This window comes from Mycolicibacterium aubagnense (assembly GCF_010730955.1).
GTDB classification, from domain to species: Bacteria; Actinomycetota; Actinomycetes; order Mycobacteriales; family Mycobacteriaceae; genus Mycobacterium; species Mycobacterium aubagnense.
Genome location: NZ_AP022577.1, coordinates 1,203,821 through 1,225,416, shown reverse-complemented (window position 1 = coordinate 1,225,416; position 21,596 = coordinate 1,203,821). Strand labels below are relative to the sequence as shown.

At 66.0% G+C, this 21,596-nt stretch carries 24 protein-coding genes; 18 read left to right on the top strand and 6 right to left on the bottom strand.

Annotated elements, in window-relative coordinates:
* Window positions 1-72: 72 nt before the first annotated feature.
* Entirely contained in the window at window positions 73-1,125 is a 1,053-nt protein-coding gene (locus tag G6N59_RS06065; protein ID WP_138231256.1) for a phosphotransferase family protein, read from the top strand.
* On the opposite strand, the gene G6N59_RS06060 is transcribed toward G6N59_RS06065, so the two are convergent.
* The gene (locus G6N59_RS06060; protein ID WP_138231255.1) at window positions 1,116-1,865 is read right to left on the bottom strand and encodes a sulfite exporter TauE/SafE family protein; all 750 of its coding nucleotides are present in this window, start codon (window positions 1,863-1,865) and stop codon (window positions 1,116-1,118) included. The genes G6N59_RS06065 and G6N59_RS06060 overlap by 10 nt on opposite strands.
* 106 nt (window positions 1,866-1,971) lie before the next feature.
* On the opposite strand from G6N59_RS06060, the gene G6N59_RS06055 reads away from it, so the two are divergent.
* From G6N59_RS06055 to G6N59_RS06045, 3 genes are all read left to right on the top strand, one after another.
* Window positions 1,972-2,955, top strand: coding sequence for a putative nucleotidyltransferase substrate binding domain-containing protein (locus G6N59_RS06055; RefSeq protein WP_138231254.1), 984 nt, complete (start codon window positions 1,972-1,974; stop codon window positions 2,953-2,955).
* Window positions 2,955-3,755: a Fic/DOC family protein gene (locus G6N59_RS06050; RefSeq protein ID WP_138231253.1), complete on the top strand. Its 801-nt coding sequence runs from the start codon at window positions 2,955-2,957 to the stop codon at window positions 3,753-3,755. The genes G6N59_RS06055 and G6N59_RS06050 overlap by 1 nt, the downstream gene beginning before the upstream one ends.
* Window positions 3,756-3,909: 154 nt before the next feature.
* Entirely contained in the window at window positions 3,910-4,392 is a 483-nt protein-coding gene (locus G6N59_RS06045) for a 2-isopropylmalate synthase (RefSeq protein WP_138231252.1), read from the top strand.
* Between the two features lie 66 nt (window positions 4,393-4,458).
* Here G6N59_RS06045 and G6N59_RS06040 read toward each other — a convergent pair whose 3' ends face one another.
* A complete protein-coding gene (locus G6N59_RS06040; protein WP_138231251.1) occupies window positions 4,459-5,940 on the bottom strand; it encodes a cytochrome P450 in 1,482 nt (493 codons plus the stop codon).
* 117 nt (window positions 5,941-6,057) lie between these two features.
* Between G6N59_RS06040 and G6N59_RS06035 the strand changes: the two genes are divergently transcribed.
* Window positions 6,058-6,690, top strand: a complete 633-nt coding sequence (locus G6N59_RS06035) for a TetR/AcrR family transcriptional regulator (protein ID WP_138231250.1) — start codon at window positions 6,058-6,060, stop codon at window positions 6,688-6,690.
* A gap of 27 nt (window positions 6,691-6,717) precedes the next feature.
* On the top strand, window positions 6,718-7,575 hold the full coding sequence (locus tag G6N59_RS06030) for an SDR family oxidoreductase (protein ID WP_138231249.1): 858 nt from the start codon (window positions 6,718-6,720) through the stop codon (window positions 7,573-7,575).
* A gap of 18 nt (window positions 7,576-7,593) precedes the next feature.
* On the opposite strand, the gene G6N59_RS06025 is transcribed toward G6N59_RS06030, so the two are convergent.
* From G6N59_RS06025 to G6N59_RS06015, 3 genes are read right to left on the bottom strand one after another with little or no spacing between them, the layout of a single operon-like run.
* Complete coding sequence (locus G6N59_RS06025; protein WP_138231248.1) at window positions 7,594-8,754, bottom strand: AAA family ATPase; 1,161 nt, start codon at window positions 8,752-8,754, stop codon at window positions 7,594-7,596.
* The gene (locus G6N59_RS06020) at window positions 8,748-9,782 is read right to left on the bottom strand and encodes a DNA polymerase IV (protein ID WP_138231247.1); all 1,035 of its coding nucleotides are present in this window, start codon (window positions 9,780-9,782) and stop codon (window positions 8,748-8,750) included. Before G6N59_RS06020 ends, G6N59_RS06025 begins: the two co-directional genes overlap by 7 nt.
* 1 nt (window position 9,783) lies before the next feature.
* Window positions 9,784-10,374 carry a TetR/AcrR family transcriptional regulator gene (locus tag G6N59_RS06015; RefSeq protein ID WP_170212416.1) on the bottom strand — a complete coding sequence of 197 codons (591 nt, stop codon included), beginning with the start codon at window positions 10,372-10,374 and terminating at the stop codon, window positions 9,784-9,786.
* A gap of 149 nt (window positions 10,375-10,523) precedes the next feature.
* On the opposite strand from G6N59_RS06015, the gene G6N59_RS06010 reads away from it, so the two are divergent.
* The 12 genes from G6N59_RS06010 (at window position 10,524) to G6N59_RS05955 (ending at window position 21,036) form a co-directional block, all read left to right on the top strand.
* Window positions 10,524-11,063, top strand: coding sequence for an NADPH-dependent FMN reductase (locus tag G6N59_RS06010; RefSeq protein ID WP_138231245.1), 540 nt, complete (start codon window positions 10,524-10,526; stop codon window positions 11,061-11,063).
* A 179-nt stretch (window positions 11,064-11,242) separates the two neighbouring features.
* Window positions 11,243-12,526 (top strand): PucR family transcriptional regulator, encoded by a 1,284-nt coding sequence (locus G6N59_RS06005; RefSeq protein ID WP_138231244.1) that lies wholly within the window; start codon window positions 11,243-11,245, stop codon window positions 12,524-12,526.
* A 95-nt stretch (window positions 12,527-12,621) separates the two neighbouring features.
* Window positions 12,622-13,179 carry an RNA polymerase sigma factor gene (locus tag G6N59_RS06000; protein ID WP_138231243.1) on the top strand — a complete coding sequence of 186 codons (558 nt, stop codon included), beginning with the start codon at window positions 12,622-12,624 and terminating at the stop codon, window positions 13,177-13,179.
* Entirely contained in the window at window positions 13,176-13,883 is a 708-nt protein-coding gene (locus G6N59_RS05995; protein WP_138231242.1) for a Rieske (2Fe-2S) protein, read from the top strand. The genes G6N59_RS06000 and G6N59_RS05995 overlap by 4 nt, the downstream gene beginning before the upstream one ends.
* Window positions 13,884-13,959: 76 nt before the next feature.
* On the top strand, window positions 13,960-14,436 hold the full coding sequence (locus G6N59_RS05990; protein WP_234884295.1) for a cupredoxin domain-containing protein: 477 nt from the start codon (window positions 13,960-13,962) through the stop codon (window positions 14,434-14,436).
* Window positions 14,433-15,365: a metallophosphoesterase family protein gene (locus G6N59_RS05985; RefSeq protein ID WP_138231241.1), complete on the top strand. Its 933-nt coding sequence runs from the start codon at window positions 14,433-14,435 to the stop codon at window positions 15,363-15,365. Before G6N59_RS05990 ends, G6N59_RS05985 begins: the two co-directional genes overlap by 4 nt.
* 35 nt (window positions 15,366-15,400) lie before the next feature.
* Window positions 15,401-15,730: a hypothetical protein gene (locus tag G6N59_RS05980; RefSeq protein WP_138231407.1), complete on the top strand. Its 330-nt coding sequence runs from the start codon at window positions 15,401-15,403 to the stop codon at window positions 15,728-15,730.
* A gap of 527 nt (window positions 15,731-16,257) precedes the next feature.
* The gene (gene nrdH / locus G6N59_RS05975; protein WP_020104016.1) at window positions 16,258-16,497 is read left to right on the top strand and encodes a glutaredoxin-like protein NrdH; all 240 of its coding nucleotides are present in this window, start codon (window positions 16,258-16,260) and stop codon (window positions 16,495-16,497) included.
* A 31-nt stretch (window positions 16,498-16,528) separates the two neighbouring features.
* The gene (gene nrdI / locus G6N59_RS05970) at window positions 16,529-16,981 is read left to right on the top strand and encodes a class Ib ribonucleoside-diphosphate reductase assembly flavoprotein NrdI (RefSeq protein ID WP_138231240.1); all 453 of its coding nucleotides are present in this window, start codon (window positions 16,529-16,531) and stop codon (window positions 16,979-16,981) included.
* A complete protein-coding gene (gene nrdE, locus G6N59_RS05965; RefSeq protein WP_138231239.1) occupies window positions 16,948-19,116 on the top strand; it encodes a class 1b ribonucleoside-diphosphate reductase subunit alpha in 2,169 nt (722 codons plus the stop codon). The genes nrdI and nrdE overlap by 34 nt, the downstream gene beginning before the upstream one ends.
* A 25-nt stretch (window positions 19,117-19,141) precedes the next feature.
* Window positions 19,142-19,897: an NUMOD3 domain-containing DNA-binding protein gene (locus G6N59_RS05960; protein WP_138231238.1), complete on the top strand. Its 756-nt coding sequence runs from the start codon at window positions 19,142-19,144 to the stop codon at window positions 19,895-19,897.
* Window positions 19,898-19,899: 2 nt separating this feature from the next.
* Complete coding sequence (locus G6N59_RS05955; RefSeq protein WP_138231406.1) at window positions 19,900-21,036, top strand: threonine synthase; 1,137 nt, start codon at window positions 19,900-19,902, stop codon at window positions 21,034-21,036.
* Between the two features lie 24 nt (window positions 21,037-21,060).
* On the opposite strand, the gene G6N59_RS05950 is transcribed toward G6N59_RS05955, so the two are convergent.
* Window positions 21,061-21,477, bottom strand: coding sequence for a VOC family protein (locus G6N59_RS05950; RefSeq protein ID WP_138231237.1), 417 nt, complete (start codon window positions 21,475-21,477; stop codon window positions 21,061-21,063).
* Between the last annotated feature and the right edge of the window lie 119 nt (window positions 21,478-21,596).

The window sequence follows — 21,596 nt, the reverse complement described above, 5'->3', positions numbered from 1 at the left end:
CAAGCCCGCATGTAAGCGGATCGTAAGAATTGGCTGTCCGATTGGCGGATTCCGGGCCAGAATCACTGCATCATGCAGCCGACCTTGACCGACCGTGACCGAGACATCGTCCAGAACTGGATCCGCGCGGAGGGGCTGGGTGAGCACCTCACCGACGTCGAGCCGCTGACCGGCGGCACCCAGAACATCGTGGTGCGGTTGCGCATCGACGGCCGGCCGGTGGTGCTGCGCCGACCGCCGCTGCATCCGCGGCCGACCAGCGACAAGACCATGCAGCGCGAGATCGCCGTGCTGCGGACCCTGGCCGGAACAGCCGTGCCGCATCCCGCGTTCATCGCCGGCTGCGAGGACCCGTCGGCGCTCGGCGTCGTCTTCTATCTGATGGCCGAGGTCGACGGCTTCAATCCCGGCGAGGAGTTGTCGCCCGCGTACGCCGCCGATGCGACGCTGCGGCACGACGTCGGACTGTCGTACGCGGCGAGCCTGGCACAGCTGGGCAACGTGGCTTGGGACGGCAGCCCGCTGGCGGCCATCCGCAAGTCGGGATCATTTGTGGCGCGGCAGGTTCCGCAGTTCGTCGGACTGCTGCAGAGCTATCGGCATGACCACTACGACCCCGAATCGCTGGACGGGGTAGCGGCACTGGCGACCTGGCTGACGGACAACCGGCCACCTGATGGCGAGCCCGGGATCATGCACGGCGACTGCCACCTGAACAACGTGATGCTGCGGCATGACCGGCCGGAGCTGGCCGCATTCGTCGACTGGGAGATGTGCACCGTCGGTGATCCGTTGCTGGACCTGGGCTGGATGCTGGTGTGCTGGCCGACCGCGCCCAACGCCATCGTGGTCGGTGCCGCGCTGGCCGAGGCCGGTGGCTTGGCGGGACGGGACGAACTGCTGGACGCCTATCTCAGCGCGGGTGGCCGACGCACCGAACATCTGGACTGGTACCTCGCGATGGCCTGCTTCAAATTGGGCATCGTCATCGAAGGCACCTGGTCGCGGTTCCTGGCAGGATTGGCCGACCGCGAGGCGGGGGAGAAGCTGCATGCCTCGGCCACCGAGTTGATCCAGCTCGGTGTGCGGGTTGCCAAGGGCGACAACCCGTTCGCCTATCGGTAGGTATCCCAGCCCAGTTTGACGGCCAACGCCAGGCCGGCCATCGCGATGGTCATACGCAGCGGCGTCGCCGGCGTGTGCCGCACCACGACCGGCCCCAGTCGGGAGCCCACCAGGCACCCGATGCCCAGCGGTACCACGGCGACCCAGTTCACCGGCGCCAGTGCGATGAAGCCCACGGCGGCCACGCCATTGGCCGCACCGAGGATGACGTTCTTGGCGGCGTTCGCATGGGCCATCGACTCGCTGCCGCTGTGCAGCATCAGGGCAAGCAGCACCACACCGGCGGCAGCACCGAAATACCCTCCGTACAAACAGATCACGAAGATCGCGACCGCGATGAGCAGCTCCCGTCCCCGGCCGGGCTCGGTGTCGGCCCCCGGCCGTTGCGGGATGGCGATGGTGACCGACGAGAGCCCGAGCAGTAGCGGAACCACGACCTCGAAGCCCTCCGCGGGCAGAGCCAGCAGCAGTGCGGCCCCGGCCGCCCCGCCGAGCGCGGCGACCGGCAGGACCCGGCGCAGCCAGGGACCCATGCCGTCGAGTTCGGGGAGCGAGCCCCAGACCGATCCGACGGTGTTGAACGTGAGCGCGACGGTGTTGGTCACGTTCGCCGCCACCGGCGGCAGCCCGACCATCAGCAGCGCCGGGTAGGTCGCGACGGAAGCCAGACCCGCGATGCTTCCGGTCAGGCCGCCTGCGACACCGGCGGCGAGCAGAAGTAGTGCGTGCTGCCAGCTCATCGCGGCACACCCTACAACCTCGCAATTTGTGCACGAAAATCCGCGCTGAGCGCGGAAAATCGTGCACGAATCGCGAAATTAACTGTCGTCCGATAGAAACATCGGTATGGACGCCATCGCCGCAATCCGTGCGGCGGAACACGAGGCCGCGCTGAGGTCGGGAATCGAGGCGGGCCTGCAGGCGGTGCGGGCCGCGGCACGGGCTTCTGCGCCGGCCGTCGAAGTGGCGGCCGCGTGGTCAGCGGTGCTCCGATGCGGCGTCGCAGCGGCCGTCCGGTTGACACCCATCAGCCGGCCGTGGTCGTGGTTCGTCTCCGGCAGTGTCGCCCGGGGTGAGGCGGTGGCCGGGTCCGACGTCGAGACGCTGATCGTGTTGGACGGCTACACCGCGCGCGACGAGGCGCTGGAAGCCGCGGCGGTGGTGCATGCCGTGCTGGAACGGTGCGGGGTGCGTGCCGACGCCAACGGGGTGCTGGCCAGCCGATCCAGGTTCTGCCGGTCGGCGGGCGCGTGGTCCGACGGCATCGCACACTGGACAGCCGACCCGCGGGCGGACCGTGGCGTGGTGATGACGGGCGTGCTGGCCGACTCGCGCGCTGTTCATCTGGCCGACCCGAGCCTGGCCGAAGATTTCCTACGTGCCCAGGTGGTGCGCGCCGCCGGCGATCACTACCCGGCCCGTCAGTACCTGCTGCAGGACGCCACCACGTTCCGGGCCACGTTCCCCTCTCGGCTGCGCATGCTGGCCAACCAGTCCGACGCCGTCGACCTCAAATTCGCGGCGATCGATCCGCTGGTGAAGATCGCGCGGTGGGCGGCGTTGTCGGCCGGCGCTACGGACCTGTCCACGCCGAGTCGGCTCGACGCGGCCGGCGCCGCGAAAGTGCTTGATGCCGATGATGTTTCGACCCTGCGCGAGTGTTTCACCGCGATGTTGAGATTTCGGTGGATGTCGCGCGCAGTGGGCGATCAGGTGGTCTTGTCGGAGCTGCCACCGCAGGAGCGGGCCATGCTGCGCAGTGCGGCGCGGGAGGTGGCCGGCATCAGCCGCAAACTGACCTTCCTCGCCTCGACGTCGGCGTTCCGCTGATGAGAGAGTCCACCGCGGCCGCGATCGCGGCCGACCACGCGGTGCAGCAGACGCTCGCCGCGCAGCGCATCGAAGGCTGGGAGCCCCAACGCGCCCACATCGTCGAGTTGGGTGCCTTGGCTTCCCGGGCAATGGAGTTCGGCGACTATCTCGCGCGGTGTCGCGAGCGGTACCCGTCGGCGCCGACGCGACGCCGGCTCCTCCGGCGCCGGGTGCCGTACCTGATCCCCGGCACATCGGTACTGCGCAACAACTTCGGGATTCAGGACGGACCGGATCTGGCGGCAGCGGAATATGAGGTGACGGCGGGCCGCATGGTGTTGTGGCACGTTCGACAGGGGGCGACGGAGGCGGGCCTGGACGTCCGCGCATTGCACGGCGAGCTCTTCGGTGACGTGTACCCGTGGGCCGGAAAGCTGCGCACCGTCGACCTTCGCCGCGGGGGCTCTGCCTTCACCTGGCAGGTGGACGTCGCCGCAGCAATAGGCGAAATCGAGCTTGCGGCAACGGTATTGGCAGACATCGGAGCCGGGTACGACAACGCCAGGCTGGCGTGGGAACTGTCCAGGCTGTACGCCCGGTACAACCAGATTCACCCATTCCGGGAAGGCAACGGGCGCACCGGGATGCTGCTGCTGCACGCGGTCGCCGGCCGGTGCGGGCGGCAACTGGACTTCACCGACGTCACCCGTGCCGCCTGGTATGCGGCCGCCCGGGACAGCATGCCGCTGCACCGCGATGGACACCCCAGCCACCGGCCGTTCCTGTGGCTGCTGAACCGCGCGGTGAAATCGCCTTGACCCGAGACGGGGTCGCGGACTAACCTCGGCGACCATGCTTCACATGCTCGTAGTAGCCAGTACCCACAGCGGGGTCTGATCCTGACCGACCCCTCGCTGTGGGTCGGACGCTACTACCTGTCGGTCACCTCTTTCGAGCAGAAAAGACTGACGCATGTTCACCTCCACCGCCATCTCCACCACCTCGCGCTTCGCGGATCTGTTTGACCGTCCCGTGCCTCGTGACCTGCGTGAACACGCAGAAACGATGTCCCACGACACCTTCATCGACCACTACGGGCAGCAACGTGGGCCCATCCGTCTGGGCAGCTGGGGCACCGCGGGCGACGACGGCAGCCGCCGTGGCGTCACTGCCGTCCGGCGGTACCGGGCCAGCATCGCCGTCGGCGACCGCATCGCAACCTCCACCGCAGCGGCGACAGGCCCCGTCGCCGCCCTCACCGCCATGCTGCACGAGCGTGGCATGGCCGTCGAGATGATCAAGTTCCATCAACTGCCGGCCGTCGGCGGCGGAATCGCGACGTTCATCCACGGCACCGACGGCGTCTGCTCGGAGTGGGCCATGGGCTGGGCGCGAGACCCGGTCCAGTCAGCGCTGCGGGCGATGATCGCCTGCGCCAACCGGCTGCACGCGTGAGCGCTGAAAGGCCGGCTGCCGCACAGGTTTACGAACAAATCGTGCGGCAACTGGCCTCTCGGCGTCCTAGGTGAGTGGTCGCAAGACGATCGGCATGCCGTCCACGGGTACCGGCATGCCGCCGTAGTCGTACCAGGGCTGGTAACCGGGGTGCGGCAACTCCAGCCGGTAGCGGCGCAGCAGCCGGTGCATCACGGTCTTGATCTCGAGCTGACCGAACACCATGCCGATGCACTTGTGCGCACCGCCGCCGAACGGTGCGAACGCGTACCGGTGTCTCTTGTGTTCGTTGCGTGGCTCGGCGAAACGGTCCGGGTCGAACTTTTCCGGGTCTGTCCACAACTCGGGGAGTCGGTGGTTGACCGACGGCCAGGTGACCACGTCTGTGCCGGCCGGAATGAAGTAGCCCAACAGGTCGGTGTCCCGCACGGCGCGCCGGAAGTTGAACGGCAGCGGCGTCATCATCCGCAGCGCTTCGTTGATCACCAGGTCGTAGGTCTCGAGCTTCTCCAGCGCTTCGATGTCCAGCGGCCCATCGCCGATGCGGGCCGAATCCGCCCGCAGCTTGTCCTGCCACTCGGGGTTGGCGGCCAGGTGATAGGCCATGGTGGTCATGGTCGACGTCGAGGTGTCGTGAGCGGCCATCATGAGGAAGATCATGTGGCTGACGATCTGGTCGTCGGTGAAGCTCCCGCCGTCCTCGTCCTGGGCGTGACACAGCACGCTGAACATGTCGGTGCTCTCGCTGCGGCGCTTCTCTGCGATCGAACGGGAGAAGTAGTCGACCAGCGTCTTGCGGGCCTGAATGCCGCGCCACCAGGTCAGCGGCGGTACCGAGGTCCGGACGATGGCATTGCCGGCCCGGGTGGTGGTGGTGAAGGCCTGGTTGATGGTGGTGACCAGCTTGTGGTCGGTTCCTGCCGGGATGCCCATGAAGACCTCCGCGGCGATGTCCAGGGTCAGCTCCTTGACCGAGGGGTGGAACAGGAACCGGGAGTCGTTGGCAACCCAGTCCTTGGCCAGCACCGAGGTGGCCACCGAGTCGATGTGCGAGACGTAGCCGGACAGCTTGGTGCGAGTGAACGCCTCTTGCATGATGCGGCGGTGGAACATGTGCTCGTCGAAATCGAGCAGCATCAACCCACCTTCGAAGAACGGGCCGATGACCGGATCCCATGCCCGCTGAGAAAAGTCCTTGTTGCGGTTGGAGAAGACGGCCTGGGTGGCGTCCGGTCCGACCGCCATCACGGCCGACAGCGCGGGTGAATCGGCGAAATACAGCGGACCGTGTTTGCGGTACTGCTCCAGGATGTAGTCAGGGCCGCCCCGGAAGGTCTCGATCAGGTGGCCGATGACCGGTAGACCCGAGTCGCCCATGATCGCCTTGAGGCCGCTGCCTGCCGGCGGCTCGGCGAACACGAATTCATTCCATTGCTTGGCCCGAAGTCGCTGTTCGACGATCCCCATTCCGGGCACGGTGACCGGCGTCGGCTTGAGCCGGCGCCAGGCCTGATCGAGCAGGTAGCGGGGGGTGCTGATGGTCGCCATGTACCACTCCTGAATGCGATGTTTGTGGTGAAAGTCACCACCGGTGTCATCTTGGCTGGCACACTTGACGCGTGTCAAGTTTTGATTTGGCGTGTCGACGATGACATCGTGAGCGCCATGAGCGCTGAAGTCGAGACGGCCGACAAGGGCCGCAGTCGCGGCGACAAACAACGCGACGCCATCATCACGGCGGTCCGGGAACTGCTGGAGGAACGACCCTTCGCCGACCTGTCCGTCAGCACCATCAGCGCCCGGGCCGGAGTGGCGCGGTCAGGTTTCTACTTCTACTTCGACTCCAAGTACTCCGTGCTGGCCCGGATCGTGTCCGAGGCAATGGAGGAACTCGACGAACTCACCCACAACTTCGCGCCGCGCGAGCCCGACGAGTCGCCGGCATCCTTCGCCAAACGGATGGTCGGCAGCGCGGCCGCGGTCTACGCCATCAACGACCCGATCATGGCGGCATGCACCGCAGCTCAGAACACGGACGCCGAAATCCGCGATTTGATGGCCGACTTCGAGGACGGCGTCATCGACAAGATCGTCGGCCTTGTTCAGCAAGACAGCGGCAGGCGCCCGATCTCAGACGATCTGCCGGCTCTGGTTCGCACCTTGGTGTCGACGACGGCCTATACGTTGTCGCGCGACAGCGCTTTCATCGGGCGCGGCGGAGACCCGCAGCGCGCCGTCGACATCGTGGAGCGGCTGTGGCTCAGCGCGTTATGGGGTGGCGGCCAACTCCCCGGATAAGGACGGGGCGTGTGTAGGGTTCGGGCCATGACGCGATGGAGCGGCTACGCGGGCAAGCGGTGTTTCGTGACGGGGGCGGCCAGCGGCATCGGCCGGGCGACCGCGCTCAAGCTGGCCCAGCAGGGGGCAGTCCTGTATCTCACCGACCGTGATGCCACGGGGCTGGAACAGGCCGTCGCCGACGTTCGCGCGCTCGGCGGTGAAGTGGCCGCATACCGCGCGCTGGACATCTCCGACTACGACGCGGTCGCGGCCTTCGCCGCCGACATCCACAACGGGCACGAGGCCATGGATGTCGTGCTCAACATCGCCGGAATCTCGGCCTGGGGCACTGTCAGCACCCTGACCCATCAGCACTGGCGCTCGATGGTCGATGTCAACCTGATGGGTCCCATCCACGTCATCGAGACCATGGTCCCGCCCATGGTGGCCGCGGGCCGCGGCGGACGCTTGGCCAATGTGTCGTCGGCCGCGGGCATCGTCGCGCTGCCGTGGCACGCTGCCTACAGCGCCAGCAAGTACGGCCTGCGCGGCGTCAGCGAGGTACTGCGCTTCGATCTGGCCCGGCACCGCATCGGGGTGTCGGTCGTGGTGCCCGGCGCGGTGAAAACACCTCTGGTGCAAACGGTTCAGATCGCCGGCGTAGACCGCGACCATCCACAGGTGCAGCGCTGGGTGGCCAGGTTCGCCGGACACGCGGTGTCGCCGGAGCAGGCCGCGGACAAACTCCTCGCGGGAGTGGCCAAGAACAAGTTCATGATCTACACGTCGCCGGACATCCGGGCGCTGTACCTGTTCAAGCGGCTCGCGTGGTGGCCCTACAGTGTGTCCATGCGTCAGGTGAACGTGCTGTTCACGCGGGCGCTGCGGCCGAAGCCGCGCTGAGTCCACAGCTTCTGAACTTCAGCGCTTTCCCCAGTCCCACGGCGGCGCGCTGATCATGGTCTGGCCGTCGATCTCGGTTTCGCCCCATTGCTTGACCAGCTCGACTTCGCTCGCGTCGCATGCGGCCAGCCGCTCGCGCAGCCGGGCCGAGTGCGTGACCACGACAAGCTGCGTCTTGCGCGCGGCGGCGGCGATCATGTCCGCGAGTGGGCCCACCAGGTCGGGATGCAGCGACGTCTCCGGCTCGTTGAGCACCATCAGCGCAGGCGGCTCCGGGGACAGCAGGGCCGCACCCCAGAGGAGGAATCGCAGTGTGCCGTCGGACAATTCGGCCGACCGCAGCGGCCGGAGCATGCCGCGTTGGTGCAGCTGCAATTCGAACAACCCGCCGTCGGAGCTCACCGATATCTCGGCGCCGTCGAACGCATCTGCGACCGCACGCGCGAGATCGTCGAACCCGGCTTCGAGGATCGTCTGTACGGCGGCGGCCAGATCGCTGCCATCGTCGCTGAGCACCGGGGTCCGGGTACCCACCTGGCGGCGGCGGGCCGGCGCCTCCCGGTCGGCCCGGAAGCCGTCGTAGAAGCGCCAGTCACGCAACCGATCCCGGACCGCGGCGAGCTCGGGCAGCGCCTCGGGATTGGCGTACTCGGCCAGCACGCTGCGGTAGCTGGGCAGGGCTCGGGTCAGTTCGTCGAAGCCGCGGCCCGAGTCGGAGGCCACTTCGGCGTAGGTCCGGGTGCGACGCACCAGGGTGCTGCTGGGCCGGGGAGACGGCCCGGCGAACACCGTCTCCCGCTTGATCTCGGGGTCCTGGCCGAACATCGAGTTGTGGCCCGGGTCCTGCGGCAGGCCGAGGTCGATGAAGTAGCCGAAATCAGTTGCCGCAAAGCCGAGTTCGAGTGACACCGGCCGGGTCCGGGTGGTGCCCTCCGTGGTACCGGTCCGGCGGGCGCCGCTGGTGTTCTCCGGGCCGGCCCACAGCACGGACTGCAATCCGCCTTCGCGGGCCAGAGACCCGATGACCTCCCCGCGCCCGCAGTCGGCGAGCAGGCCCAGCGCCCGGTACACCGAGGACTTGCCGGTGCCGTTGGCTCCGGTCACCACGGTCAGTTCCGATAGGGGCAGGACGATCTCGCGCAGCGACCGGTAGCCCCGGATGGCGATGGTGGTCAGCACCTGTCGGGCATCTCCAATTCCAGCCGGACCCCGAGCAGACGCACCGGCCGGTCCAGTTCGAAGTCGTGCAGCAGATCGATTGCGGTCCTGGTGATGGACTCCAGGTCAGTACCGGCCACCGGCAGCTTGCGAATCTTGGTGCGGGTGAAGAACGTTTTGGTGCGCAGCGTCACGGCGACTCTGGTGACGACACGGCCCTGCTCGACGATCTCATCCAGAGTCCGGCGCGCCAGCTCGATCACCGCGCCTTCCATGTCGGCGGTGTCGGTGAGGTCTTCCGGGAACGTCACCACATGACTGCGCGACCGCGGCACCCACGGTTCGGCCGTCACGTTGCTGTCGCCGCCGCCCTTGGCCAGCAACAGAATCCACAATCCGGTGGTCGGGCCGAAGGTCGAGGTGAGCAGCTCGGCATCGGTGCGGGCCAGCTTCGCGACAGTCGTGATATCCAGCTCGGCAAGCTTTTTGGCGGTCTTGGGGCCCACGCCCCAGAGCGCGTCGACCGGCCGGTCGCCCATGACCGTCATCCAGTTCTCGGCGGTGAGCGCGAAAACCCCGGCCGGCTTGCCGAATCCGGTGGCGACCTTGGCGCGCTGCTTGTTGTCACTGATGCCGACGCTGCACGACAGACCGGTCCCGGCGGCGATCACGGCCCGAATCTTCTCGGCCAGCTCGAACGGATCATCCACGGTCGCACCGACGTACGCCTCGTCCCAGCCCCACACCTCGACCGGATGTCCGAGGTCGCGGAGCAGGCCCATCACTTGGTCGGAGGCTTCATCGTAGGCGGCCGCATCGGAAGGGAGGAAGACGGCCTCGGGGCATTTACGGGCGGCGGTGCGCAGCGGCATCCCGGCGTGGACGCCGAATTCCCGTGCCTCGTAGGAGGCGCAGGTGACCACTTTGCGGGGTTCGGTGGGATCGCCGCTCCCGCCGACGATGACCGGCTGCCCGACCAGCTCTGGGTGACGGCGCAGTTCGACGGAAGCCAGGAACTGGTCCAGGTCGACGTGCAGTACCCACGTCACGTCAGCGTCCACAAAGCTTGTGCGCCACGCTTTCCCATGCGTCGCCCTGCGCCTGCAGGCTGCGGCCGAGATCGTCGTGCTGGTGGCTGACGTAGTCGGCTTCGAGAAGGGCCAGCAGGGCATCGGTCTGGGCGTCCAGGTTCCCTGTGGTGCCCGCCGAGTGCAGCAGCATCCGGATGTGGGTGCGGTGGACGGCGGCAGCGGCCCCGAAGCGGCTCTGCGGATCGCGGCCCGCGTCGGACAGCAGGGCGCGGTGCTGCCAGACGAACTGGAGTCGGTCGCGGCCATAGGCGAGTAGTCGCTCCAGCGGCGGTGCGCCGGGACCCAGGGGAGGCGGGCCGAACATCATGGCTTTCTGCTCGACCTGCTCGTCCTCGTCGAGGAGCACGAGCATCAGGCCGGAGCGGCTGCCGAACCGGCGGAACAAGGTGCCCTTGCCGACACCGGCCTCGACCGCGATGTCGTCCATGGTGACGGCGTCGGCGCCGTGCTCGGCGATGAGGCGCCGGGCCGCGTCGAGCAGCAGAAGCCGGTTGCGCGCTGCATCACCGCGCTCGACCGGCGCCGCGGGGGTCATGGGCAGGCCTGGCATGGGCAGTTTCGTCGGCTGCAGCTGCGCCAACCCGTCGCTCATGATCGAACTTTAGCTCAGCCGGAATTAATCGGACCACAGTCCGGTTGACTCATGCGAGGATCGGTTCGACGGAGCCGGCCACACACACAAGCTAAGGGGAAAGAAAAATGGCAGATACCAAGGTCCTGGTCCTGGTCGGCAGCCTGCGTGCGGCCTCGCTGAACCGGCAGCTCGCCGAGGTGGCGGTCGAATCGGCGCCCGAAGGCGTGACGGTACGGGTGGCGGACGGACTGGGCGAGCTGCCCTTCTACAACGAAGACCTGGACAACGAGTCGGTATCCGAAGCGGTCGTGGCGCTGCGTCAGATCGCCGGCGACGCGGATGCCATCCTGGCTGTCACCCCCGAGTACAACGGCACCATCCCGGCTGTCCTGAAGAACGCGATCGACTGGCTGTCCCGCCCCTACGGTGCCGGCGCCGTCGTCGGCAAGCCGCTGGCGGTCATCGGCACCGCGCTGGGGCAGTACGGCGGTGTGTGGGCGCACGACGAGAGCCGTAAGTCATTCGGCATCGCCGGTGCGGATGTCGTGGACGTCAAGCTGTCCCTGCCGGCGTCGGCGTTCGACGGCAAGCATCCGCGCGAGGCTGCCGAGGTGGTCGACGGAGTGCGTGGCGTGATCGCCAAGCTGGCCGCCGAGGTCGGCTGACCAGAACTGGGAAGAGCATCAGGGCCGTCGCCATCCGGGAACGGATGGCGACGGCCCTGAGCTATGTGGTCGTGTGGCGGGTGCGCACGCCCAAATCTCCGATGGCTCGCGTCCTTTGGGGACAAAAGGACTGACAACGAACTACGGTTTGGGGGTGTCCGGGAAAACAGGCAGCTAACATGGCCGGTGGCGGGGACCGGGGCGGAGCGAATGACGCGTTGACGCACGCGGTGGCCGGGATCGGCACGCGCCTGGACGCTCGGCTCACCGACATCACGCGCTCGGTCGCCGAGCAGCTGGTGTCCGACATCGCCGAACTGCGCGGTGAAGAGCAACTTCAGCAGGTCCTGGACGATTCGGTCACGGCGAACATCGATGCGTTCTTTGCCGCGGTCCGGCACGGGATCTCGATCGACCTGTTGCATGCCCCCGCGGCCGCGCTCGAACACGCGCGCCGGCTGGCCCAGCGGGACATCTCGGCCAATGTGCTGGTCCGGTCGTACCGGCTCGGCCATCAGGCGGTGCTGAAAGAGGTGCTCGAGGAGATCAGGGCCGCGGACCTCGGTCCGGGACTGGGGCTGGACGTCTTCGACGTGATGTCGACGATTTCGTTCAACTACATCGACAGGATCTCCCAAGAAGTCGTCGAGGTGTACCAGCAAGCCCGCGAGAGCTGGCTGGAGAACCGAAACAGCGTGCGCATCACGGAGATTCGCGAGCTGCTCGCCGGCGGCGACGTCGACGTCGACGCTGCGACCCTGGCAATCCGATACCCACTGCAGCGCACCCATCTCGCGGTGGTGCTGTGGTGCGGGGACGCCGAGGACCGGTTGGCCGAGATGGAGCGCCTCGTGCGGCAGTTCGCCGCATCGATCGGCGCGGCGGATTCTCCGCTGTTCATCTCGGTGGATCGTGCCACGGCATGGGCCTGGGTCGCGGTGCCCGCGGCGGTTGTGGACGAGGCGGTGACGTGCCTGGGCAGCCTGGTGCCGGCCGACGGCCCATATGTCGCCGTCGGTACCCCGCAGTGCGGCGTGGCCGGGTTTCGGCTCTCGTACCGGCAGGCCGAAGACGCCCGCATGGTCGCCGTGGCGTCGGCCCCGCAACGCCGGTTCACCGCATTCAGCCACCGCGGCATCGCGCTCGCGGCGCTGTTGGGGTCGAATGTCGACGCGTTGTCGGCCTGGGCGGCGGAAGTCCTTGGTCCGCTGTCCTGTTCGACCGACAGCGACCAGCGCCTCCGGGAGACGCTGCAGGCCTTCCTGAAGGCCGGTGGCAGCAACAAGGCCGCGGCCGAGGAACTGCACCTGCACACCAATTCGGTGAAGTACCGGGTCCAGCGGGCGATCGAACGCCGGGGCCGGCCCATCGAGGACGACCGACTGGATGTGGAGGTCGCGCTGCTGTTGTGCAGTCTGTTCGGTGACCAGCTGCTCGATCAGGCGGACGACGGCGGGTCGTGATGGCATCCGCGAGGACAGCGTGTAACCCCGATGGCTATCTATGTCGTGAAGTGGCCTCGGGGTGTGCCGGGCCGCACCGATGAGACGGGGTCGATGTGTCAGCGCAGCGTGATCCTGTGCACCGACCCCCGCTGCGCGTGGTCTCGTCGGATTCCCGGTATCCCGACTGGGAGTCCGTCTATCAGGACAATGCGAAGTGGGTGTACCGCACGATCTACGCGCGGGTCGGCAACCAGGCCGACGCCGAGGACCTCACCGCCGAGGTGTTCCTGGCCGCGCTGCGGCCGCTGCGGCTGACGGCGAGTGCCGCCGAGGTCCGGTCCTACCTGCGGAGCACGGCGCGCACGGTGCTCGCCGCGCATTGGCGCGAGACGATGGGGCGGGAGATCACCTGTATCGATGTTGCCGCCGATGGTGAGCCGGCGGCGCCGCCGGAAGTCGAACAGTCCATCAGTACCGCGCCCGACCGGGTCGCCGCGGTGTTGGCGGCCCTGCCGGACAACTATCGACGCATACTGGAGCTGCGATTTCTCCAGACCCGGTCCATCAAGGAGTCCGCGACAGAACTCGGTGTCAGCGTCGCCAACGCAAAGGTGTTGCAACACCGGGCATTACGGTTGGCTGCACAGATCAATGAGAAGGGCGAGCCATGAACGCGCGGGGCTTGCGTCGGTACCTCGACGATCTGCTGCGTGGGCGCAAACCGTCCGGGTTCAAGCCCGACGACTTCGATGCCGCCCAGATGCGTACGGCGATCGACCTGCAGGCGGCCCGCCCCGGCGCCGACGAGCCGCGTCCGGAGTTCCTGTCCGATCTGCAGAGCAGGCTCGCCGCACAGTTCGACGGCGACGAACCGGCGGCGCAGCCGGGGTGGCTGCGCGCGAATCGTCGTCAGGTGATCGTCGGGACGTCGGCGGCGGCCAGCGCAGCGGTCGCCGCGGTAGCCGTTGACCGGGCGTTGATGAATGGCCGCAGTGAACCGCCGAAGCAGGACACCGCGAGCGGGGAACTGGTCCCGTCCGCGGGAAGCTGGCAGAAGGTCGCCGACAGCGCCGATCTGACGGAGGGCGCGGTGCATCCGTTCGACCTGGGCTCGGTCGTGGGGTTCGTGCGCAGGGTCGACGGCAATGTGCAGGGCATCTCGGGTGTCTGCACACACCAGGGCTGCCGGCTGTGGTTCGACGGACCGGACGACCGGCTGCGCTGCCCGTGCCACTCCACGTCGTTCGCCACCGACGGTCACGTCCTGACCCATCAATTGCCGATTGCGCCAAAATCCTTGCCGAAACTCGATGTTCGCGAGGTGGGCGGCGTGATCGAGGTGTTCGCGCCGGTTCCTCCGAGCCGGCCGGCCTGAGGCGTGTAACCCGCCACCGTATCTGTTGGTGAGGGTGCGCAGCGCACCCCGCCCGACGACTACGGAGGTTCCCGTCGTGTCGCGACGATCTCTGGTGGTGCTTACCTGCGCCGCCCTGCTGCTGACCGCCTGCACCTCGACGGCACCGCAGCAAAAAGCTTCTCCCACACCTATTTTCAGCTCCGATGTCAGCGGGACACCCGGTATGAGCGGACCCGGTGCCGGTTCCGGACCCGCGATGGGCTCGATGGGGTCCATGACCATGTCCCCGCCTGAGCCCGGCCACCAGGCGCCGGCTCCGGCCGGGCCGAACGCGATCAACGTCGACAACTTCGCGTTCGCGCCGGCTGAGTTGACGGTGCCCGCCGGCACGACGGTGACGTGGACCAACCACGATGAAGACCCGCACAACATCGTCGCCGAAGGCGGGCAGTTCCGTTCTCCGACAATGGGTTCCGGTGCCACGTTCAGCTACACGTTTGCGACGCCTGGTACGTACGCCTACGTCTGCGGGATTCATCCCTTCATGCACGGAACGGTGGTCGTCAAATGAGTGACTCACAAGGTGACCCGCAGCAGATGAACCGTCGCCAGTTGCTCCGGCACACCGCGTGGTTCGGCGCCGCCGTCGGACTGTCCGTGGTCGGTGGGGAAGTGCTGTCGCACGTCGCGGGCAGCTCGTCCGGTCCGGCGTCGCAGCCCACTCTGCGCTTCGCCCAGGTCAGTGACAGTCACATCGGTTTCACCGGGGCCGCCAACACGGATGTGGCCGGCTCGTTCACCCACGCCATCGACACCATCAACAACCTGGGCTACACGCCGGATTTCGTCATCCACACCGGTGACCTGACGCATCTGGCCACCCCGGCGCAGTTCGATCAGGTTCGGCAGATGATGACGGGGATGCGTACCCCGCACGTGTTCACGGTTCCGGGCGAACATGATTCGGCCGACGACGGTGGCGCCAAGTACCGCCAGGCATTCGGGTCGGGCACTCGCGGTGACGGTTGGTACAGCTTCGATATCGCGGGGGTGCACGTCATCGCGCTGGTGAACACGCTGAACCTCAAGAAGCTCGGTCACCTCGGCGTCGATCAGCTCGAGTTCGTGGAGAAGGACGTCGCCTCGCTACCCAGCGATACGCCGATCGTGGTGTTCAGCCACATCCCGCTGTTCGCGATGTACCCCGACTGGGGCTGGGGGACCGACGACTCTGCGCAGGCCTTGAGTTATTTGAAGCGGTTCGCATCGGTGACCTGCCTCAACGGCCATGTGCACCAGGTGTTTTCCAAGACCGAAGGCAACGTCACGTTCCATAGCGGGACCACGACCGCGTATCCGCTGCCACATCCCGGTGACGGTCCCGCGCCGAAGCCACTGACGCTGCCGGCCGGCAAGCTGCACGACGCGCTCGGTATCCGTGAGGTCAGTTACCAGACCGGCCAGCACACCCTCGCGCTCAAGGAACGGACCCTGCTGTGACGAACATCGTCTACCGCCTGGTGATCGCGGCCGCCATGCTGTCGAGCGGCCTGCTGCACGCGTACCTGTACGTCCACGGGTATGGGCATATCCCATCGGTCGGCACCGGCTTCCTGGTGCAGGCGTCGGTGTTCTGTGCCGTCGGCGTGCTGTTGGCAGTGGGGGCTCCGCCGTGGTTCGGGTGGGCGTCCGGGCTGCTGTCGGCGGGCGCGCTGGTGGCGTTCGCGCTGTCGCGAACGGTCGGGTTGTTCGGATTCGTGGAGACGGGCTGGGAACCGGTACCGTATGCAGTCCTCAGCGTGGTCGCCGAAGCGGTGGCCGTGCTGACTGCGGGGGTCTGGACGGTGCGGGCCGCGCGGGGGTGAAGGTCGCATCTGTCACGTCCGTCACACGGCTACCACGGCTGCCGGTTTCCTCACGCGGAAATCAGCGTAGCTGCGGACTTTCGCCGGTCAGGTGCCGACGGCGCGTCGCCGCAACTTGTCGGTGGCTGGTGCTAAACCGGTAGTTGAAGCGCGACACGCCCCCGGGTGTGATGTGCGACACGCCGAGCGAGTGTCTCGGTATCGGCCTTACGACCTGGGAATTTCACGAATGTTGTTCAGAACATCTTGTATCTGTTCGGTTTGTCGCCCACTAGGTGTAGTGTTTGACGGACCGACAGGCCCCAACACATCGAGGGTCGGCCGGGGCCGGAAAAGTCGGTCGGACGGGAATTCTCAGGGTTTCTCCGACGCACTGACCGCGCGGCTCAGGACGACCGGAGATGCGGGAATTTCAGGGATTGCCGGGCCGCTGATCCGGATGGGGACATCAGCGGAAAGCGATACCCCGTCAGTTGCCAGCCATGTTCAGTTCAGCTTCCAGGCCTTCAAAGAGGAGTCGCACCGAGATGACCGTCACCGTGTACACCAAGCCGGCATGTGTGCAGTGCAACGCCACCTACAAGGCGCTGGACAAGGCGGGCATCGCTTACGAGAAGGTCGACATCAGCATCGACGACGAAGCTCGTGAGTACGTGCTGGCGCTCGGCTACCTGCAGGCCCCGGTCGTCGTGACCGACAGCGAGCACTGGTCGGGCTTCCGCCCGGACCGGATCAAGGCGCTCAGCACCGTGGCGGTCACCGCCTAGAAACCAACCAACCGGGGGAGGAGAAGGAACAGTGAGCAATCTCGTCTACTTCTCCAGCGTGTCGGAGAACACCCACCGCTTCGTTCAGAAGCTGGGTATCCCGGCTATTCGCATCCCGGTTCATGGACGTATCGAGGACGGGCTCATCGATGAGCCCTACGTCCTCGTGTTGCCGACCTACGGCGGCGGACGGGCCACCCCGGACGTCGACGACGGTGGCTACGTACCGAAGCAGGTCATCGCCTTTCTCAACAACGAACACAACAGGTCGTTGATCCGTGGCGTTATCGCTGCGGGCAACAACAACTTTGGTGCTGAATTCGCCTACGCGGGCAATGTGGTCTCCCGCAAGTGCGGCGTTCCGTACCTTTACCGCTTCGAACTTATGGGAACCCCTGACGACGTCGCTGCCGTCCGCGAGGGTTTGGAACACTTCTGGGAGGAACTCTCGTGCCACCAACCGTCACAGCTGCAGAACCGGTAGCCGCCACGGCACACGCGCTGCCCGGTGAGAGCGACTACCACGCTCTCAACGCGATGCTCAACTTGTACGACGCGGACGGCAAGATCCAGTTCGACAAGGACGTGCTCGCGGCGCGGGAGTACTTCCTGCAGCACGTAAACCAGAACACGGTGTTCTTCCACTCTCAGGACGAGAAGCTCGATTACCTGATCGAGAAGGATTACTACGAGCGCGAGGTGCTCGACCAGTACAGCCGCAACTTCGTCAAGCAGCTGCTGGACCGGGCCTTCGCCAAGAAGTTTCGGTTCCCAACGTTTTTGGGCGCGTTCAAGTACTACACCAGCTACACGCTGAAGACCTTCGACGGTAAGCGCTACCTGGAGCGGTTCGAGGACCGCGTCGTCATGGTGGCCCTCACCCTGGCCGCCGGTGACACCGAGCTGGCCGAGAAGCTGGTCGACGAGATCATCGACGGCCGCTTCCAGCCGGCCACCCCGACGTTCCTCAACTCGGGCAAGAAGCAGCGCGGCGAACCCGTGTCGTGCTTCCTGCTGCGCATCGAGGACAACATGGAGTCCATCGGCCGCTCCATCAACTCGGCGCTGCAGCTGTCCAAGCGCGGCGGTGGAGTTGCGTTGCTGCTCAGCAACATTCGCGAGCACGGCGCGCCGATCAAGAACATCGAGAACCAGTCCTCCGGCGTCATCCCGATCATGAAGCTGCTGGAGGACTCGTTCTCCTACGCCAACCAGCTCGGTGCTCGCCAGGGCGCCGGCGCGGTGTACCTGCACGCGCACCACCCCGACATCTACCGCTTCCTCGACACCAAGCGCGAGAACGCCGACGAGAAGATCCGGATCAAGACCCTCTCGCTCGGTGTCGTGATCCCGGACATCACGTTCGAACTGGCGAAGAAGAACGAGGACATGTACCTCTTCTCGCCGTACGACGTGGAGAAGGTCTACGGGCTGCCGTTCGCCGACATCAACGTCACCGAAAAGTACTACGAGATGGTCGACAACGGTGCCATCCGCAAGACCAAGATCAAGGCCCGCGAGTTCTTCCAGACCCTCGCCGAGCTGCAGTTCGAGTCGGGCTACCCGTACATCATGTACGAGGATACCGTCAACAGAGCTAATCCCATTGATGGCAAGATCACCCACTCGAACCTGTGCTCGGAAATCTTGCAGGTCTCGACGCCGTCGCTGTACAACGACGACCTGTCCTACGCCAAGGTCGGCAAGGACATTTCGTGCAACCTGGGCTCGCTGAACATCGCGAAGGCCATGGATTCGCCCGACTTCGCGCAGACCATCGAGGTGTCGATCCGGGCGCTGACCGCGGTGTCGGACCAGACGCACATCTGGTCGGTGCCGTCGATCGAGCAGGGCAACAACGACTCGCACGCCATCGGCCTAGGCCAGATGAACCTGCACGGCTACCTGGCCCGGGAGCAGATTTACTACGGCTCGGACGAGGGCATCGACTTCACCAACATCTACTTCTACACGGTGCTTTTCCACGCGCTGCGCGCATCGAATCTCATTGCGATCGAACGCGGTACGAAGTTCGGTGGGTTCGAGAAGTCGAAGTACGCCTCGGGTGAGTTCTTCGACAAGTACACCGACCAGGTGTGGGAGCCGAAGACCGACAAGGTCCGTCAGATCTTCGCCGATGCCGGCATTCACATTCCGACGCAGGACGATTGGCGTTCGCTGAAGGAGTCGGTGCAGGCCCACGGCATCTACAACCAGAACCTGCAGGCGGTCCCGCCGACGGGCTCGATCTCGTACATCAACCACTCGACCAGCTCGATCCACCCGGTGGCGTCGAAGATCGAGATCCGCAAGGAAGGCAAGATCGGCCGGGTTTACTACCCGGCGCCGTATCTCACCAACGACAACCTGGAGTACTACCAGGACGCGTACGAGATCGGCTACGAAAAGATCATCGACACGTACGCCGCGGCCACTCAGCATGTGGACCAGGGGCTTTCGTTGACGCTGTTCTTCAAGGACACCGCCAGCACGCGTGACGTCAACAAGGCGCAGATCTACGCCTGGCGCAAGGGTATCAAGACGCTGTACTACATCCGCCTGCGGCAGATGGCCTTGGAAGGCACGGCCGTGGAGAATTGCGTCAGCTGCATGTTGTGATACTTGGTTGCTGATAGCGGGATTCATGACTGCCAGAACTCCGACCGGAGGCCTGATCTATGGGGTCAGGCTCCGGTCGGAGTCCGTTTATCGCTATGTCGGCCTCACGACGAAAACCGCACAGGTGCGGCTGCGGCAGCATCTGAAAGTTGCTGACGCCGGGACAAAGACGCCGTTCTATGACTGGTTGCGTAAGCAGCAGCGCGACGATGTGGCTGTGGACCCGCTGGACTGGACCGATGGACTCGACGAGCTTGGCGAGGCCGAGATTGCGTGGATATCTCTTCTTCGCCAGGAGGGGCATCCACTGCTGAACCTCGCGGACGGTGGACTCGGACCGACGGGTGTTGTGTGGACCGCGGAGATGCGGGAGGCAGCGAGGATCCGATCGACCGGTCGCAAGGTTCCCAGCCGATTCGGCGACGAGAACCCGTTCTATCAGAGGGAACACTCCACCGAACAACGGGCGAAGTGGTCAGTTGAACGCAAGGGCAGGAACGTTGGTGCTGCCAATCCGAATTACGGGAAGTTTGGTGCTGACCATCCGAGTTTCGGCCATGTGATGTCGGAAGAGGCCAAGGCCAAGCTCTCTGAAAAGCGGAAGGGAGCTGGAAACCCCAACTTCGGCCGCACTGCTAGCGACGAAACACGCGCCAAGATGTCAGCGGTTCGAAAAGGCCGGCCTATGCCGTCGAGTCGACGTAGTGCACATACGCGCTATCACACAAATCGGGGAATCAAGAAAGACACCTGCCAGTACTGCATTGAAGACTCGAGTTGAGTGTGCCCGCGAGCTCGCACGGACCGATCCTGATCGACCGCACCGGCCGGCGGTATCCCGCTGACCAACCCCGATGGCGTGGTGACGACGGCACCCCGCTGGTCTTCGAACCGCTTTCCGGCATCGGTCGGCAGCAGATTGACACCGCCATCAACTCCCAGTGGCGGTACCGCTCGGCCCTGCCCAATCCCTTGGCGCACATCGACCCGGTGACCCTCGGTGAGGGCCGGACACCGCTGATCACCCGGACCTTCGACGGCATCGACGTCGGCCTGAAGGTTGAGTCGATGAACCCGACCGGCAGTTTCAAGGATCGCGGCGTGTCCGTGATGGTGACCGCCGTACGTCACCAGGGGATAGACCGGGTACTCGAGGATTCCAGCGGCAACGGCGGATCCTCGGTCGCCGCGTACTGCGCGACGGCGGGGATCGAAGCCAATATCCTGGTGCCCGCTGCCACCTCGTCGAACAAGATCATCCAGAGTCGGCTGCACGGAGCCAATATCGAATTGGTCTCCGGTACCCGGCAGGCGGTGGCCGACGAGGCCGTGCGTCGAGCTGAAACCTGTTTCTACGCAAGCCATAACTGGCATCCGCACTTCCTGCAGGGCGTCAAGCTGATCGCCTACGAAATCTGGGAGGACCTCGGATTCCGCGCTCCCACTGCGGTTCTCGTTCCCGCCGGCGCCGGCAGTCTCGTCCTCGGTTGCGCCATCGGATTCGGCGAGCTGCACCGAGCCGGCGCGATCGACCGGGTGCCGCGAATCCTCGTCAGCCAACCGCGGAATTGCTGCCCGCTGGTCACGGCCATGGAGCAGGGGCGCCAAGAGGTCCTCGAACAGAGCTGGTCGACGACTTCGGCCGAGGGGACGGCCATTGCCAAGCCCGTGCGCGATCGTGAAGTCCTGCAAGCGATCCGGGGCAGCGGTGGGGCGGCCGTCGCGGTGCCGGAGGACGAGTTACTACCCGCGGTGGGTGAACTCGCCCGCCTCGGGCTGTTCGTCGAGCCCACCAGCGCCCAGATTGTACCCGCACTACGCCGGCTCCGAACGGCCGGAGAGATCGACACGGCGGACACGATCGTCGCCGTTCTCACCGGATCGGGGCTGAAAGCCGGTCACCTGCTCGCCACGGTGTGACGAAAGTCGGGCGTGGAGACGCGCTCAGCCGTGTGCTTCGGAGGCTCCGACCGCGATGGGTGCCAACGAAAAGATCTGCCAGGAGTGGCCGTCCAGGTCGTGGTAGCTCCGGCCGTACATGACGTCTTCGTCGTCGGTGTCGCCCTCCGTGGCCCCGGCGGCGAGGGCATCGTCGACAAGCTTGTCCACACACTCGCGGCTCTCGACGCCCAAGCAGACGACGCACTCCTTCGTCTTCGACGCGTCGGCGGTCTCGGCCGGGTGCAGGGAGTCGAAGACGTCGCGCTGCGTCAGCATCGTGAACTGGTTCGCGCCCAGCACCAGCGTCACGCAACTGTCATTGCTGAAGGTCTCGTTGAACGAATAGCCGAGGCCGGCGAAGAACTTCCGCGACCGTTCGATGTTGGCGACGGGCAGATTCACGAAGATCATGCGGTGCATCGGGCAACTCCTGTGGTCCGCGGCGCCCGGACGCGGGTGCCGTCACAGGGGTAGACAGCCGGCCCGCGCACAACTCATCGCGGGCGTGAAGAGGGTCCGATGTCGACGACCCTTCCGGA